The sequence below is a fragment of the Streptomyces sp. DSM 41931 genome (assembly GCF_050271085.1).
Classification (GTDB): domain Bacteria; phylum Actinomycetota; class Actinomycetes; order Streptomycetales; family Streptomycetaceae; genus Streptomyces; species Streptomyces albogriseolus.
The window spans coordinates 4038421-4053295 of sequence record NZ_CP189902.1 but is presented as its reverse complement, the minus strand read 5'-3'; the positions used below and the strand labels follow the sequence as shown (position 1 = coordinate 4053295).

The following is a 14875-nucleotide window of genomic DNA, read 5'->3' as shown; positions in this document are numbered from 1 at the left end:
GTTCAGGCCTTCGGGGCCACCTTGCTCAGGCCGTTGATGATGCGGTCCATCGCGTCGCCGCCCGTGGGGTCGGTCAGGTTGGCGAGGAGCTTCAGCGTGAACTTCATCAACATCGGGTGCGTCAGGCCGCGCTGGGCGGCGATCTGCATGACCTTCGGGTTGCCGATCAGCTTCACGAAGGCGCGGCCGAGCGTGTAGTAGCCGCCGTAGGTGTCCTTGAGGACCCGCGGGTAGCGCTGGAGGGCGATCTCCCGCTGGGCCGGGGTGGACCGCGCGTGCGCCTGGACGATCACGTCGGCGGCGAGCTGCCCGGACTCCATCGCGTAGGCGATGCCCTCGCCGTTGAACGGGTTCACCAGACCGCCCGCGTCGCCGACGAGCAGCAGACCGCGCGTGTAGTGCGGCTGGCGGTTGAAGGCCATGGGGAGCGCGGCGCCGCGGATCGGTCCTGTCATGTTGTCCGGGGTGTAGCCCCAGTCCTCCGGCATGGACGCGCACCAGGCCTTGAGGACCTCGCGCCAGTCCAGCTCCTTGAAGGAGTCGGAGGTGTTGAGCACGCCCAGGCCGACGTTGGACGTGCCGTCGCCCATGCCGAAGATCCAGCCGTAGCCGGGCAGCAGCCGGTCCTGCGCGCCGCGCCGGTCCCACAGCTCCAGCCAGGACTCCAGGTAGTCGTCGTCGTGGCGGGGCGAGGTGAAGTACGTGCGCACGGCGACGCCCATCGGGCGGTCCTCGCGCCGGTGCAGGCCCATCGCCAGGGACAGCCGGGTGGAGTTGCCGTCGGCGGCCACCACCAGCGGGGCGTGGAAGGTGACCTCCCGCTTGTCCTCGCCGAGCTTGGCCTTCACGCCCGTGATGCGGCCGGTGCGGTCGTCGACGACCGGCGCGCCCACGTTGCACCGCTCGTACAGCCGGGCGCCCGCCTTCTGCGCCTGCCGGGCGAGCTGCTCGTCGAAGTCGTCGCGCTTGCGCACGAGTCCGTAATCGGGGAAGGAGGCGAGATCCGGCCAGTCGAGCTGGAGGCGGACGCCGCCGCCGATGATGCGCAGGCCCTTGTTGCGCAGCCAGCCGGCCTCCTCGGAGATGTCGATGCCCATCGACACCAGCTGCTTCACGGCGCGCGGGGTGAGGCCGTCGCCGCACACCTTCTCGCGCGGGAACTCGGTCTTCTCCAGCAGGAGCACGTCGAGGCCGGACCGGGCCAGGTGGTAGGCGGTGGTGGAGCCGGCTGGCCCCGCGCCCACGACGATCACATCTGCGGTGTTGTCGGAGAGGGGCTCGGTCACGGCGGGATCTCCCCAGAGTTCGAAATCTTCGTGCCGACCGGCACTGGACACAGGCAGTCTATTCAGCGGACGTGATCACCCGGCTGAAGGGCTGCCCCGTGAACCGAGCACTCCCCGCTGTACGGCTGCGGGTTCCCACCGACGAGGACGCCGTCACCTGGCACCGCATCTTCGCCCACCCCGACGTCATGGAGTTCCACGGCGGCCGGCCCGCGGAGCTGTCGGTCTACGAGGAGCTCACCGCCCGCCAGCGGCGGCACGACGCCGAGCTGGGCTTCTGCCTGTGGAGCGTCCTCGACGAGAACGGGCAGGTCATCGGCTTCACCGGCGCCCAGCCCTGGGAGCGCGAGTGGGGCCCCACGGGGGAGATCGAGATCGGCTGGCGGCTCGCCCGCGAGCACTGGGGCAAGGGCTATGTCACGGCGGCGGCCCTGGAGACGCTGGACCGGGTGCGCGCGGCGGGCCCGACGAGCGTCGTGGCGGTGGTGAAGGCCCACAACGCCCGCTCGATCGCGGTGACCCGGCGGCTGGCCATGCGGCTCGCTCAGACGTTTACGACGCCCGTCTCGAAGGCCGAGGCCCACGTCTACCGCCTCGACCTCTGACGGACCCCACCCGCGGCTACTCTGCGTGACTTTTTGTCACGAACCATCACGCAGTGCTTCCGTCGGACGCGCCCCCGGCCTACCCTTCCGGTACCGCTGGGGGTGACGTCCATGCGTATGACACCCGAGGGACACGGGGGCGGCGACGTGCGCGTGCCGCGCCTGGTCGGGCTGATGGCCGTCGACGCGCGCGAGTCGGCCCGCGCGAGAGGCCTGTCCCTCGACGCGCCCGGCCGGCCGGACTTCCCGCACGCCGTCGTGGACTACGTGGTCCGCCAGTACCCGCAGCCCGGCACGCCCGTGCCCCGCCACTCCGTGGTGCACGTGTGGCTGGACTTCGGCGAGGGCGAAGGCGGTGGAGGGGTGCGCGAGCCGCGCGGTCCGCTGCCGCCGCCGGGCGGGCTGCGGCGCGAGCTGGAGGAACCGGGCGCCGCGGCGCCCCTGGTGGCGCTCGGCTCTCATTGAGGCCGTGGCGGCGCTCAGCTCTCCTTGAAGCCCCGGTGCAGTGCCACCACGCCGCCGGTGAGGTTGCGCCAGGCCACCCTGGACCAGCCGGCGCCCTTCAGCCGCTCGGCCAGCGCGGGCTGGTCGGGCCAGGCGCGGATGGACTCGGCGAGGTAGACGTACGCGTCCGGGCTGGACGACACCGCGCGGGCGACCGGCGGCAGCGCGCGCATCAGGTACTCGGTGTAGACGGTGCGGAACGGCGTCCATGTCGGGTGCGAGAACTCGCAGATGACGATGCGTCCGCCGGGCCGGGTCACCCGGTGCATCTCGCGCAGCGCCGCGTCGGTGTCCTGCACGTTGCGCAGGCCGAAGGAGATGGTGACGGCGTCGAACACGTCGTCCTTGAACGGCAGCCGGGTCGCGTCGCCTGCCGTGTACGGCAGCCAGGCGTTGGCCCGCTTGCCGACCCGCAGCATGCCCTGCGAGAAGTCGCAGGGCACGACGTAGGCGCCGGTGCGGGCGAAGGGCAGGGAGGAGGTGCCGGTGCCGGCCGCCAGGTCCAGGACCTTCTGCGCGGGCCGCGCGTCGACCGCCTTCGCGACCTCCTTGCGCCAGCGCCGGTCCTGTCCGAGGGACAGCACGTCGTTGGTCAGGTCGTACCGTTCCGCGACGTCGTCGAACATCGAGGCGACTTCGTGCGGCTGCTTGTCCAGGGATGCGCGGGTCACGGGCCCATTCTTGCAGCCGCGCCCCGGCCGGCCCGCGGCGGCGTACCGGCACGGGCGTACGCCGGGTCAGCGCCGCCGGTGGACCAGACGCCCGCCGACCACGGTGGCCACGCAGGTGGACGCGCCCTGCCGGACCAGGGCGTCACGGTCGGGCACGTCGAACACCGCGAACCGCGCGGGGCTCCCGGGACCGAGGGCCGGCAGCAGCACGAGCGGCACCGGGGACAGCGCCGGAGGTCCGGGCAGCGCGGGCGGGCGGCCCGCGAGGGCGAGCCCGGCCCTGCGGACGGCGTCCAGGGCCTCGCGGCCACGGATCTCACCGGCCACGGCGACCGTCCCGTGGGCCAGCAGACGCTGCACCCCGCGGCGCGCGCTGGCGCCCCGCGCGGAGGGCGCGGAGGCGAGGAGCGCCCGCGCCCGCAGCCCGAACAGCGGCTCGGTGCCGAGCCGGTCCGCCTCGCGCGGGTCGGGGTGGTAGGCCTGCTCCAGCAGTTCCGGGCCGTACGGGTTGAGCAGTCCGGGCGTCAGGATGCCGGGCCACCGGCGCAGCCGGGCGTCCGGGTGCGCGGCGGCCAGCTCCTCGTACGGGCCGACGGCGGCGATCCGCGCGCCCTCGACCAGGACGGCGGACTCGGGCGAGGCCTCGGCGACGTGAAGGGTCAGCACGGGCAGGTCAGTTGGCGGGAAGGAGCTTCAGCTCCGGGTGGGCCGTGCCGCCCTCGATGGCGGTGGACGAGATGTGCGAGACCACGCGGTCGTCGACCGGGTCGTTCGCCGGGTCGTCGTGCACCACCAGGTGCTCGTACGTCGTGGAGCGCTGCGCCGGGACCCGGCCCGCCTTGCGGATCAGGTCGATGATCTCCAGCCGGTTGGAGCGGTGCCTGGCGCCGGCGGAGGAGACGACGTTCTCCTCCAGCATGATCGAGCCGAGGTCGTCCGCGCCGTAGTGCAGGGAGAGCTGGCCGACCTCCTTGCCGGTGGTCAGCCACGAGCCCTGGATGTGGGCCACGTTGTCGAGGAACAGGCGGGCGATGGCGATCATCCGCAGGTACTCGAAGAGCGTGGCCTGGGTGCGGCCCTTCAGGTGGTTGTTCTCGGGCTGGTAGGTGTACGGGATGAACGCGCGGAAGCCGCCCGTGCGGTCCTGCACGTCCCGGATCATCCGCAGGTGCTCGATCCGCTCGGCGTTGGTCTCGCCGGTGCCCATCAGCATGGTGGAGGTGGACTCCACGCCCAGGTTGTGGGCGATCTCCATGATCTCCAGCCAGCGCTCGCCGGACTCCTTCAGCGGGGCGATCGCCTTGCGCGGGCGCTCCGGGAGCAGTTCGGCGCCGGCGCCGGCGAAGGAGTCGAGCCCCGCCGCGTGGATCCGGGTGATCGCCTCCTCGACGCTCACCTTCGAGATCCGCGCCATGTGCTCGACCTCGCTCGCCCCCAGGCTGTGGATGACGAGCTGCGGGAACTCCTTCTTGATGGCCGCGAAGTGCTTCTCGTAGTACTCGACGCCGTAGTCCGGGTGGTGGCCGCCCTGGAACATGATCTGGGTGCCGCCCAGTTCCACGGTCTCCGCGCAGCGGCGCAGGATGTCGTCGAGGTCGCGGGTCCAGCCCTTGGCGGTGTCCTTGGGGGCCGCGTAGAACGCGCAGAACCTGCACGCCGTGACACACACGTTCGTGTAGTTGATGTTCCGCTCGATGATGTACGTGGCGATGTGCTCCGTGCCCGCGTACCGGCGGCGGCGGGCCGCGTCGGCGGCCGCGCCCAGGGCGTGCAGCGGGGCGTCGCGGTAGAGGACCAGGGCCTCTTCGGGGGTGATCCGCCCACCGGCGGCGGCACGGTCGAGGACGGGCTGAAGGTCGGCCTTCTCGGTCACCGGTGTCCCTTTCGCAGGGGTGTGGACGGACGGAATCAGCGTACGTCAGCCGTCTCCGCGCGCGGACGTCAGGCCGTGTACGCGCCGATCAGCAGCCCCGCGAAGGCCCCGCCGATCAGGAACGGACCGAACGGGATGGACGTCGAGCGGCCCGCCTTCCGGGCGACGACGAGCGCCCCGCCGTACAGCGCTCCGCACAGGAACCCGGCCAGCGTGCCGAGCAGCACGGTGGGCCAGCCGTACCAGCCGAGGACCGCGCCCGCGCCGAGCGCCAGTTTCACGTCGCCGAAGCCCATCCCGGCCGGGTTGACCAGGAACAGCACGAAATAGCCGGCGCCGAGCGCGAGCGCGCCCAGCAGGGCGCCTGTCCACTCCCCCGCGTGCTCGGGGACCAGCGCCGTCAGCCCCAGCAGCACCAGGGCGGTCCCGGCGAAGGGCAGGGTGAGCGGGTCGGGCAGCCGCTGCACCCGGACGTCGACGGTGGCGAGCAGCACGCCTACGGGCGCCAGCAGCAGCCACACCGCCAGCTCCGGCCGGGTCCCGGTGGCGGCGGCGAGGGTCGCGCAGACCAGCGCGGTGACGGTCACGGGGACGGCGGCGCCGGTTCCGTACGGGGTTCCTCCGCACGCCCGGCAGCGGGCCGGGCCGAGCCAGCGCGCGAGCGGGTGTCCCTGCGGGCACGCCGAGCGCCACTCCTCCCCGGCCGGGACGGCGAACCGGTGGGCGGCGCGGGGCAGCAGCGCGCCGGCCGCCGCGCCCCACAGCGCGGCGACGGCGATCAGCGCGTACTCCAGGCCGCCGGTCATCCCGTCCGGCCGCTCAGCCGGCCGCCGCGACCGCGTCGCGCCACGTCGGCAGCAGTTCGTCGAGCAGCGCCTCGGTGCGCGGCGGCAGCCCCCGCGACCCGCTGCGGGCCACCAGGTCGGACGCCAGCGCGGTGAGCCGCTCCAGGTCGTCCAGGGCGTGGGTGGCGCGCAGCAGTTCGTGCCACAGCCGCTCGTCGGCCGGGGCGGTGCGCAGCGCGGCGTTCAGCGCCTCGATGGCCTTCTCCGCGCGGTTCTTCTCCATGTGGAACTCGGCGAGCGCGAGCCCGGTGTCCGCCACGAGCAGCGGGAGCTGCGCGTCGACGATCTCGTGGGTGAGCCAGCGGTAACGGTCCTCGGGCCGGTCGGCCAGCAGCGGGCCGCGCACCAGTACCAGCGCGTCGGTCAGCAGCCGTCCGCGCACGGCCCGGCTGTCGACGCCCTTGCCCTGCGTCGCCTCGTGGTACAGCGAGCGCAGCACGTCCAGGTCGGAGACCACGGACTTGGCGAGGGTGAGCCGGCCGGTGTCGTCGGTGCGCAGCCGCGGGGTGCCGTCGGGGTCGGTGCCCAGCCAGTCCCGCAGCCGGTCGAGAAGCGCCCCGCGCACATCGTCGGTGACGCCGCGCGGCCACAGCGCGGAGGACAGCACCCGCGGGTGCACGCCCTCACGGTGCAGGAGCAGCAGCGCCAGCGCCTCGTGCAGCAGCGCGCTCCGCTCGCCGTCCGGCGTCTCCAGGCCGATGATCTCGTACGGCCCGACCAGCCGCGCGTACACGGCGGGCCGGCCCTGCTCGCTGATGTCGACCAGGAACGGCGGCGTGGTGCCGGGCCCGTCGGGGCTGTGCTCCGGGTCGGTGTCGGTGAACAGCTCGACGACCGCGCGCCGTTGGGCGGCGGGCAGGAGCTGCGCGTCGAGTTCCAGGCCGAGCAGCGGGGCGAGCAGCCGGCCCTCGCCGGTGATCTCCATCTCCCAGGCGGCGCCCGGCAGATCGCCGCTGCCGGTGCCGACGAGGTAGCCGATGCCCAGGCGGCTCGCGTCGGCGGCGAGTTCGGCGAGCGTCATGGCGTCCTCGGGGGACGGCTCGGCGGCCAGCAGCACCAGGTGCGGGGCCCAACGGGTGTGCTGGGCCGGGCCGGTGCGGCCGGTGAGCACGGAGTCGTGGCCGGCGGCGCCGAGCGCGCCGCGCCGCTGCCGGGTCTCCGCCTCCATCGTCTCGATCAGCGCCTCGATGCCGTCGAGGTGGCGCAGCCGGCTGGGCGCGAGGGCGGTGAGGTCCTCGCCGAACCCGACGAGGGTGATGGTCATGCGGTCCGACCAGCCGTTGGTGGCCAGTTCGGCGGCCACGGACGCGAACACGGCCGCCCGGTCCTCCTCACGGCCGCTCAGCGACACGATGCCGGGGACCGACTCCAGGTTGAGCAGCAGCCGGGAGTCGTCCATGGTGCCGAGGCTGACCAGGCCCGGGTAGGGCGCGGCCGTGTCGGCGTCCTCGTACGTCTCGGCGTCGGCGCGGGCCAGCATCCAGAACGTCTGGTCCTGCCCGAGCTGCCACGGGGACGGCGGCTTGCCGGACGGCTGGGCGAGCTGGAGGTGCAGGTCGCCGTTGCTCATCCAGGCCGCGTAGACCGTGGGCAGCGGACGGGACTCGGCGGCCAGCGACGCGGCGAGCCCGCGCAGCGACCGGTCCAGCAGCCGTACGCCCTCCGGGTCGGCGCCGACCAGCAGCGCGTCCTGCACGTCGAGGGCGTCGCCGGTGGGCGTGGGCGGCTCCATGCCGCGCCGGCCGCCGATCCCGGCGAACGCCGACTGCCACAGCGCCTGGCGGCGCCGGTGGCCGAGCGCCCCGAGCAGACCGGCGGCGAGCAGGGGCGCGGTCAGCAGGGCCTCGGGCAGCCCGAAGGACGAGGAGTCCTGGGCGGGCGTGGCGACCTGGTCCGGCGCGGGGCGCCGGAGGTCGGCGTGACCGGTGTCGGGGGCGGGAGCGGGGCGCTGCTGGGGGAGGTCGACGTGGGCGGCGCCACCGCCGCTGTCTTCGTTGCCGCTGCCCTGTGCCTGGTCGCCGCCTTGTGCCTGGTCGCCGCCTTGTGCCTGGTCGCCGCCGCCGGACGCGCCGTCGCCGGTCCTCGCGTAGTCGCTGATCTGCTGCCGCACCTCGGGCGACACCTCGGGGGCGTCGTCCGGCATCTCGACGAGGTCGCCGCCCCGCGCGTCGCCGGGCATCTCCATGATCCAGCCGGGCCGGATCAGACTGGCCTCGGACAGCCGCGAACCGTCCGGCTGCACACGGTCCTTGTTGAGCTCGAAGATCTCCTTGTAGCGGCGGCCGTCGCCGAGGTGACGTTCGGCGATCTCCCAGAGGGAGTCGTGGTGACGCCCCTCCGGCGGCTGGATCCGGTAGAACTTCGTGTCGCCCTGCTTCTTGGCGGCGGCGGGGGCCGCCTCGGAGTGGCCGGCCTGCTCGGCGACCGCGGCGGCGGCGCCGGCCGCCTGCTCCTGCTGCTGGGCGAAGAGACCCGGCGTCTGCTGGGCGGCGGCCACCGTGGGCCGCTGGGTGTCGTCGAAGGTCTGCCCGAGCTGCGCGAGCGACGGCGTGAAGCTGGCGGCGGTCGCGCCGACCAGCAGCAGCGCGGCGACGAGCTGCCGGGCGAGCAGCTGGCTCGGACCGGCGCCGGGCACCCGCCCCGGCACCCCGACGCCCGACAGCGCGGCCTTCATCTCCACCAGCACACAGGCGGTGAACTGCGCCCAGGCGAGCCAGACGACGAACGTGAGGATGGAGAGGAACGTCGAGACGGAGATGTCCTGCTTGAGCCACTCCATCGGCTCGAACGTCTCCGGGAACGGCCAGCCCGCCGTCATCGCCAGCGCCACCGGCACCCCGACGAGCAGCACCGCCAGCGCCACGAACGCGAGGAACGCCTTCACGAAGTCCCCGAACGTCCGCCGGCGCACCCGCACCGGCTGCGGCGTGCGGTTCCTCGGAGCCGTCGAGCTGGACGGGCTGGGACTGCGGCGTCGCGGCATGGCGGGTGTCCTGGGGTGTGGGAGGAAGGGGTCGTCGGGACTACGGGGATCTTATTGACTCGAATGGCCGCAGTCGAAGGGGTACCGCCCCCTCCTCCCGCCACCGGCCTTCCGACACCTCGCGCCTCGCACCTCCCCCCGGACGACGAACCGCTGCCCTCACGCACTGCCTTGACCGTTTCGGCCTCCCGCACGCCGCCCACATGCGTCGCGCCCTCGTACCGGCGGCCCTCGTCCTGGCCACGGTGCTGCGGACACCGGGAACCGCCCACGCCGTCGGTGGAGGCGGCACCCGCGGTGACGGTCCCGTCGGCGGAGTCGAGGGCGACGAGTTGACGGCCGACCCGACCTGGGAACCCCAACCCTGCTGGTACGAACCCGTGTTCACGCCGGCGCAGTTGCAGAGCTTCGCGGAGACGAAGGCCGCCGGGACGTCAGCATCCGGCAGGGCTGGTACGGCGAAGGGCTGTGGACCGCCCCCTTCAGGGACGGCAAGGAAGCCCGGAACTACTTCGGCACACCCGCGAGCGTGGCCGGTTACGAGGACTACAACCTGGGCAGGGACGGCTACTTCTGGCGCGGCGTCGCCCCTGACTGGTCCGCCCTCGACGACACGTCGCTGTGCAGCCGCCTCATGTTCTGGCAGGACGCCGGCGATGGCAGCGCCGACAGGACCCCGCCGTGCGGGATCCGCTACCTCCGCGCCTCGGGCGGAGAGCCGTATCGCCTGACCGCGTCGATCACCTGCGGGCTGGACCTCCGGCCCCGCCCGAGCCGTACCCTGCTCAGGGTGAGGGTCGGCCGCGGGCTACCGAGGGGGAATTCATATGGGTGAGGGAAAGAGCGATCTCGCGCTCCCGTTGTCCGATCTGGAGGACTACGGGCGCCGGCTGCGGTCGGTGAAGAAGCGGATGAATCACACGAAGAAGCTGTTCGACTCGTACAAGGACGACATCGGCGACAGCTCCGTGAACGACGCGCTCTCCGACTTCGAGTCGAACTGGGAGGACGGGCGCGAGGACATCACGCAGCAGCTCGACGCGCTCGCCGACATGTCCGACGCGGTGGTCCGTGAATTCACCAAGCTCGAGAACGAACTCACCAAGCAGGTCAACGAGAAGATGAGGGTGGAGGACAAGCGGGAGAAGAAATGAGCCCGGCCCCGGCCCGCGAACGGACCGGGGCCGGGTACGGCACTCAGACCATCGTGGTGCGCACGGCGTCCGCGTGGCTCACCGAGCCGCCGAGACCGGCGGAGACGCTGAGGGGACCGGCTTCGACGTACACACCCACGCCGGCGGAACCGTGGCCGAGGACGACGGCCGCGCCGGCGTCGAAGCCAGCGGAGACGGACTGGCCGCCGGAGACGTGGTCCAGGTCGGCGTCGGAGAGTTCGGCGGTTTCCACTCGGGGGGCGAGGTTCATGGGGGCGTGTTTCCCTTCGTATCGGACAGTGCGTCGCGAGATGTCCGCCGAGTTCCGCCGGGGAATGCGGAATTGCCTGCCGTGGCGGACCGCGACCGCGCCACCGATCAAAGCACGCGAGGATGCCGTCGACCAGCGGCGTCCGGGCGGCAGCGCGTAACGGAGCAACGCGCACGTCACAGATGTGACGGAAAGGCCCTAGGGAGACCGCTGATTCTTCACGTCCGCCCTTCGCTCATGCCCCCTCACCCGAATCGCGGCGCGGAAAAGGCGGCGGAACAGCTGGTATTCGTACCCACCGTGAGAAGCCGAGGTGAACCCTGTGCCGATTTCCTGGTTTCTTCGGTCAGGGCGATGCGGGGTCGCGGCCTCAGAGCGTCAGCGTCCTCGCGATGCCGTCCACGATGCCCTCGAGGGGTTCGTCGAGGAGCGGTTCGGTCCAGGACACCATCAGGGTGAGGGCCGCGTCCGTCGTCGGCGGGCGGACGCCGTAGAAGAGGGTGCGGACCACCGGGCGCGGGCCGAACAGCCGCTTGCGCTCCTCGACGAGGTTCTGCCGGATGCGGACGGCGTCCCCGAGCGGCAGCCGCACGCGGCGGACGTCCGGCGGGCCGAAGTCCGTCGCGGACATCGACTCGGCGAGCAGGTCGAGGGTCACCTCGGGGTACGTCCCGTCGGGGTGGATCGCGTCCAGTTCCAGCACCGCGGCCACGGTCTGGTGCCCGCTGACGTACCAGCCGAACGCGCCCAGCGGCTCCCGGCTCCGGCTGTCGGCCGCCGCGCGTTCCAGATCGCGGGCGAGCGCTCGGGCGTTGCCCTTCTCCCCGTCCCGCGCGTACCGCTCGACGAGCTCCTCCGCCTGGTACCTGGCCCAGTAGGACAGGTCGATCGTGCCGGTCACCGGGAACGGCACCCAGTCCTCCGAGCACTCCAGGCCCAGCGTCGACAGGTCGTCGGTCATCGGCGGTTTCACTCCGTCCAGGTCAGCGAGGAGGCAATGGCGTCGAAGAGGCCGGCCATGGCGTCGGCGACGGGTTCCAGCGGGGTGGAGAAGGTGAGCAGCAGGTACTGGGCGCTGCCGGGGACGGGCACGTGGTACTCCACCGAGACGGAGGCACGCTGCCCGTCCTGCCGCTCCCGCTCCGTGGGCCGGGTGGTGGACCGGACGCGTACGGCTGTGCCGGCGGCCAGTTCCTCGACGCTCACCTTCGTGTCGTCCTCGTCCGGTTCCGCGCCCCTCGCGAACGCCGCCGCCAGGTCGTGCGGCGACAGCGGCTCGGGGCCGCGCAGCGGGGCGAGGCTCACCAGCAGCGAGGCGGGGATCGTGAGCGGTCCGGCCTCCTGGAAGCTGAGGTACAGCTCGATACCGCCGCCGCGGTAGGCCTCGGCGGCCCGGCGGCGCAGATCCGCTCGCATCTCGTCCTTGAGGTGCGGGGCGTTGTCGATGCCCTGGAAGCGGCGTTCCGCCAGCGCGTCGACCGACCGGTCCCGCTGTTCGGGGTCGAGGAGGATCCGGAACCAGCCGTCGGGCAGCAGGAGCTGGTAGTCGGACGGTGGTCCGTCGTGTTCGGGTCGGGTCGTCATCGCCGGGCCTCCTCGTTCGTCGTCCGCTCCGCCGCGGGCCGGTCGAGCACCAGCCGTCCGCGCAGTTCGTGCACGGCGTACGGCACGGCCTGCAGGACGAGACCGAGCGCCCCCGCGGCCACGGCGACGGCCGCGGGCCCGGGTGCCGTGTCGGCGACGCGCACGCCCTGGACCACGGAGAAGAGGTTCCCGAAGGCCATGACGGCGGTGGACGAGACTCCCGCCGCCGTGCCGGGGAAGCGTGCCATCCGGCGGGCGTCCCGGCCGGTGCGGGGCAGCAGCCCGGTGCCCAGTACGGGCCCCTTGGGCCAGGTCCGCCTGCCGCTGAGCCGGCGTTCGGACACCGCCAGTCCGGAGGCGCCGCACAGCCGCGACCATCCGCCGGCGCCGTCCGCGCCACCGAACCACAGGTCCCACGGGAACACCGCCCGCACCTGCTCGCCCGGCCCCCGCAGCTCCGCCCCGACCGGCAGTCCGGCGCCGTCGAGCACCTTCACCAGCCGCTTCACCGCGTGCGGACCCGAGCGGGCGAACCAGTACTCCTGGCCGCCGAGGTCCCGCAGCACCAGGTCGCGGTCCTGCACCCGCAGCTCGGTGTCCCGCAGGAACCGGGCCGTGACCCCGGTCCCGGCCGCCGGGCTGGGTGCGACGCGTTCGAGGACCGTGACCCGCCGTCGTCCCGCCCGCAGCCGGGTCCAGGCGCGCAGCGTCAGCCGCGCCACCGGCCCGCACAGGGCGGTGAGGGCGAGCAGCAGCACCAGCCAGGCGGGCACGGTGTCGGAGAAGACGACCACGGTGAACGCGGAGAACCACAGCGTCCCGGCGACGCCGCGCACGCACCAGTACCAGAGCGGGAAGGCCGGGCCGGGCCCGAGGGAGACGCCTCCCTTCCCGGAACCCGCCCGAGGGCCGGTGCGGTCCCGCGCGATGTGCAGCGGCACACCCGCGGCCTTCAGCAGCCCGGCCACGCCCGTACGCTCCAGCAGCTGCTCCCCCTGCACGGCACGCTCCGGAAGCGCGGGCGCCTCCGGCAGCCACTCCCCGAGCGGGATACGGGCGACCTGCGCCCCGTCCCGGTCCTGAAGCCGTACCTCGCCCCAGGCGCCCGGACGGCCGGGCTCGTCGCGTCCGGCGTCCATGGCCGCGTCCATGGCCGCGTCGACGAACACCGCGCGGGCGACACCGCCGTCCCCGACCGGGACCCGCCGGGTACGGCCGCAGGCGCGCAGCACGAGCGCGCCGTCCTCCACGGACAGCCGTGAGCCGTGACACCGTTCGAGCCCGGGACCGCGACCCGCGGCCGGCCGGAGAGCGGGCGCCTCGGTCACGGGGTGACCTTGTCGGCGACGGAGGTCACCGCGCCGTAGGCGCCCTCGGCGCCGGCGAGCACACCGGTGGCGGTGGAGCCCGCCCAGACATTGGTCTGGGCGGTGAAGTTGTTCAGGGCGCTGCTGACCGCGGGGAACTCGCGGGCGGCCGGGGCGATGCCGTCGAGCCCGGCGGCCGTGCGGGCGAGGTCGGGGTCCAGGGTGCCGGCGGACCGGGGGGCCGCCATGCCGCTCAGGCCCTCCCGCCAGCCCTCCCGGGAGAAGGCGTTGCGGATGGATTTCACGCCGTCGACCGTATCCCGGGCCAGGGCGGACGGGCTGAAGCCCTCCTTGATGTTGCTCCAGTTCGGCAGCTTGCCCTTGGGCATGGTGGCCATGGCGCGGGCCGCGTCCTTGCCGCGGAGCGACCCCTGCGCGCCGCGGTTGGCGAGGTTCCAGGCCTTGTTGGTCTTCATGCCGGACCGCACGGCGTTCTTGTAGAGGTTGCTGCGGGCCAGCGCCTTGCTGCCGGCGGCCACGCCCTTGGCTCCCGCCATCGCGGCCCGCCCGAGGCCGAAGGTGGCGACACCGACGGCGTCCAGGATGACGGATTTCCAGCTGCCCTCACCGCCCAGCACCAGCACCAGGTCCGTCGCCAGGGCGACGACGCCGGCGACGAGGGCGACGGCGTTCGCGACGACGGCGATCGCTTGGCCGATGACGGGGATCCAGCCGAGCGCGAGCGCCGCCACCCCGGCCCAGAGGGCGATGCGTCCCGCCCATTTCGAGATCTCCTTGAGCCAGCCGGCGTTCTCGTGGACCCAGTTTATGAACTTGTCCTTCCAGCCGTCCTTCAGCCCGTCGTTCTCGATGACGTCGTGGATGGCGTCGGCCGCCGCCTGCGCGGCACGGTCACGGATCCCCTTGGCGGCCGCCAGCGCCTTCTTCGCGTCGGCCAGCGCGGACGTCGCCGCCTTCTGCCGGTCGGTGTGCCGCTTGCGGTCCGGGTCGTCGTCCGGGGTGTCGTCCGGCAGCCCGTCCAGGGCCCGGCGCGCGCTCCCCTGGCTCTCCTCGGCCTGCTCGGCGTCCTTCAGCGCCTGGTCGGCCATCTGCTGGGCGCGGTGCAGCTCCGAGGCGAACTCATTGCTGCACACCCCTTCCCGCACCTGGGTGCCGAGCGCCTGCGCGGCCTCGTCGTACCGCTTGAACGCCTTGCGCAACTTGCCGCTCGCGCCCTCGGCGGCGCCGCGGAACTCGGTGGCGGTCTTGCCCTTCCAGTTCTCCACCGACGCCAGCGCCTCGATCTCGCGGGCCTCCTTGTCGATGGCCTCGGCGGTCTTGCGCAGCTGCCTTCCGAGCCGGGCGACGGTCTCCGGGTCCCCGGGTATCGGGTCGGCCGACTCGTCGAGCACGGCCCAGCGGTGGGCGGCCGGTCTGGCGGTCATCGGCCCGCTCCCTTCGGCTGGTCCTTGTCGGTGCGCCGGAGCGCCTCGGCGAGCTCGTGGTCGAGCCCTTCGTACGACTGGGCAGCGGACTTGGTGATCCCGTGCAGTTTCTTCAGCTCCTCGGTGAGCTGCCTGCGGTGGATCTTCCAGTTGTCGGCGAAGGTGTCGAAGGCGTCCAGAATCTTGTCGGAGCCGAGGTCGTCGACGCCGTACCCCTCGGCGGGGTTGGCGCGTTCGGCGAAGGTGTCGCGGATGCGCCCGAGCGAGCGGGCGGTCTCCTTGATCCGCGCGATGTCGGCTTCCTGGTCACCCACCGTGTCCCCTCCTTGCCCGTGCCGTCCGGCCGT

At 73.1% G+C, this 14875-nt stretch carries 16 protein-coding genes; 4 read left to right on the top strand and 12 right to left on the bottom strand.

All coding sequences use genetic code 11. The features are described from left to right. Nucleotides 1-2: 2 nt before the first annotated feature. Nucleotides 3-1286, bottom strand: coding sequence for a geranylgeranyl reductase family protein (locus tag ACP7TJ_RS18935; RefSeq protein WP_093765403.1), 1284 nt, complete (start codon nucleotides 1284-1286; stop codon nucleotides 3-5). Between the two features lie 98 nt (nucleotides 1287-1384). Here ACP7TJ_RS18935 and ACP7TJ_RS18930 point away from each other — a divergent pair, with 98 nt between their 5' ends. Both ACP7TJ_RS18930 and ACP7TJ_RS18925 read left to right on the top strand, forming a co-directional pair. Continuing rightward, the gene (locus ACP7TJ_RS18930; protein ID WP_266548261.1) at nucleotides 1385-1891 is read left to right on the top strand and encodes a GNAT family N-acetyltransferase; all 507 of its coding nucleotides are present in this window, start codon (nucleotides 1385-1387) and stop codon (nucleotides 1889-1891) included. Nucleotides 1892-2002: 111 nt separating this feature from the next. After that, entirely contained in the window at nucleotides 2003-2356 is a 354-nt protein-coding gene (locus ACP7TJ_RS18925; protein ID WP_427764072.1) for a PASTA domain-containing protein, read from the top strand. A 14-nt stretch (nucleotides 2357-2370) separates the two neighbouring features. Here ACP7TJ_RS18925 and ACP7TJ_RS18920 read toward each other — a convergent pair whose 3' ends face one another. The 5 genes from ACP7TJ_RS18920 to ACP7TJ_RS18900 all read right to left on the bottom strand — a co-directional run bounded on the left by ACP7TJ_RS18920 (nucleotide 2371) and on the right by ACP7TJ_RS18900 (nucleotide 8767). Further along, a complete protein-coding gene (locus ACP7TJ_RS18920) occupies nucleotides 2371-3066 on the bottom strand; it encodes a demethylmenaquinone methyltransferase (RefSeq protein ID WP_167745056.1) in 696 nt (231 codons plus the stop codon). Nucleotides 3067-3132: 66 nt separating this feature from the next. Continuing rightward, a complete protein-coding gene (locus ACP7TJ_RS18915; RefSeq protein WP_093765400.1) occupies nucleotides 3133-3732 on the bottom strand; it encodes an imidazolonepropionase-like domain-containing protein in 600 nt (199 codons plus the stop codon). 7 nt (nucleotides 3733-3739) lie between these two features. Next, nucleotides 3740-4939, bottom strand: coding sequence for a cyclic dehypoxanthinyl futalosine synthase (gene mqnC, locus ACP7TJ_RS18910; protein WP_189911488.1), 1200 nt, complete (start codon nucleotides 4937-4939; stop codon nucleotides 3740-3742). 68 nt (nucleotides 4940-5007) lie between these two features. Beyond that, complete coding sequence (locus ACP7TJ_RS18905; protein WP_427764067.1) at nucleotides 5008-5745, bottom strand: prepilin peptidase; 738 nt, start codon at nucleotides 5743-5745, stop codon at nucleotides 5008-5010. Nucleotides 5746-5758: 13 nt separating this feature from the next. Next, on the bottom strand, nucleotides 5759-8767 hold the full coding sequence (locus ACP7TJ_RS18900) for a BTAD domain-containing putative transcriptional regulator (protein ID WP_427764064.1): 3009 nt from the start codon (nucleotides 8765-8767) through the stop codon (nucleotides 5759-5761). 529 nt (nucleotides 8768-9296) lie between these two features. Here ACP7TJ_RS18900 and ACP7TJ_RS18895 point away from each other — a divergent pair. Beyond that, complete coding sequence (locus ACP7TJ_RS18895) at nucleotides 9297-9602, top strand: hypothetical protein (protein WP_427764061.1); 306 nt, start codon at nucleotides 9297-9299, stop codon at nucleotides 9600-9602. Then, nucleotides 9595-9921, top strand: coding sequence for a hypothetical protein (locus ACP7TJ_RS18890; protein WP_093765396.1), 327 nt, complete (start codon nucleotides 9595-9597; stop codon nucleotides 9919-9921). The genes ACP7TJ_RS18895 and ACP7TJ_RS18890 overlap by 8 nt, the downstream gene beginning before the upstream one ends. 43 nt (nucleotides 9922-9964) lie before the next feature. Here ACP7TJ_RS18890 and ACP7TJ_RS18885 read toward each other — a convergent pair whose 3' ends face one another. From ACP7TJ_RS18885 to ACP7TJ_RS18860, 6 genes are all read right to left on the bottom strand, one after another. Beyond that, nucleotides 9965-10192 (bottom strand): hypothetical protein, encoded by a 228-nt coding sequence (locus tag ACP7TJ_RS18885; protein WP_093765395.1) that lies wholly within the window; start codon nucleotides 10190-10192, stop codon nucleotides 9965-9967. Nucleotides 10193-10562: 370 nt separating this feature from the next. After that, nucleotides 10563-11153 (bottom strand): hypothetical protein, encoded by a 591-nt coding sequence (locus ACP7TJ_RS18880; protein WP_403435475.1) that lies wholly within the window; start codon nucleotides 11151-11153, stop codon nucleotides 10563-10565. 8 nt (nucleotides 11154-11161) lie between these two features. Further along, nucleotides 11162-11776 carry a hypothetical protein gene (locus ACP7TJ_RS18875; protein WP_093765393.1) on the bottom strand — a complete coding sequence of 205 codons (615 nt, stop codon included), beginning with the start codon at nucleotides 11774-11776 and terminating at the stop codon, nucleotides 11162-11164. Next, on the bottom strand, nucleotides 11773-13104 hold the full coding sequence (locus tag ACP7TJ_RS18870) for a hypothetical protein (RefSeq protein ID WP_427764054.1): 1332 nt from the start codon (nucleotides 13102-13104) through the stop codon (nucleotides 11773-11775). The genes ACP7TJ_RS18875 and ACP7TJ_RS18870 overlap by 4 nt, the downstream gene beginning before the upstream one ends. After that, entirely contained in the window at nucleotides 13101-14528 is a 1428-nt protein-coding gene (locus ACP7TJ_RS18865) for a putative T7SS-secreted protein (RefSeq protein ID WP_427764051.1), read from the bottom strand. Before ACP7TJ_RS18865 ends, ACP7TJ_RS18870 begins: the two co-directional genes overlap by 4 nt. Then, nucleotides 14525-14842 carry a hypothetical protein gene (locus ACP7TJ_RS18860; RefSeq protein WP_427764048.1) on the bottom strand — a complete coding sequence of 106 codons (318 nt, stop codon included), beginning with the start codon at nucleotides 14840-14842 and terminating at the stop codon, nucleotides 14525-14527. The genes ACP7TJ_RS18865 and ACP7TJ_RS18860 overlap by 4 nt, the downstream gene beginning before the upstream one ends. Nucleotides 14843-14875 lie beyond the last annotated feature (33 nt).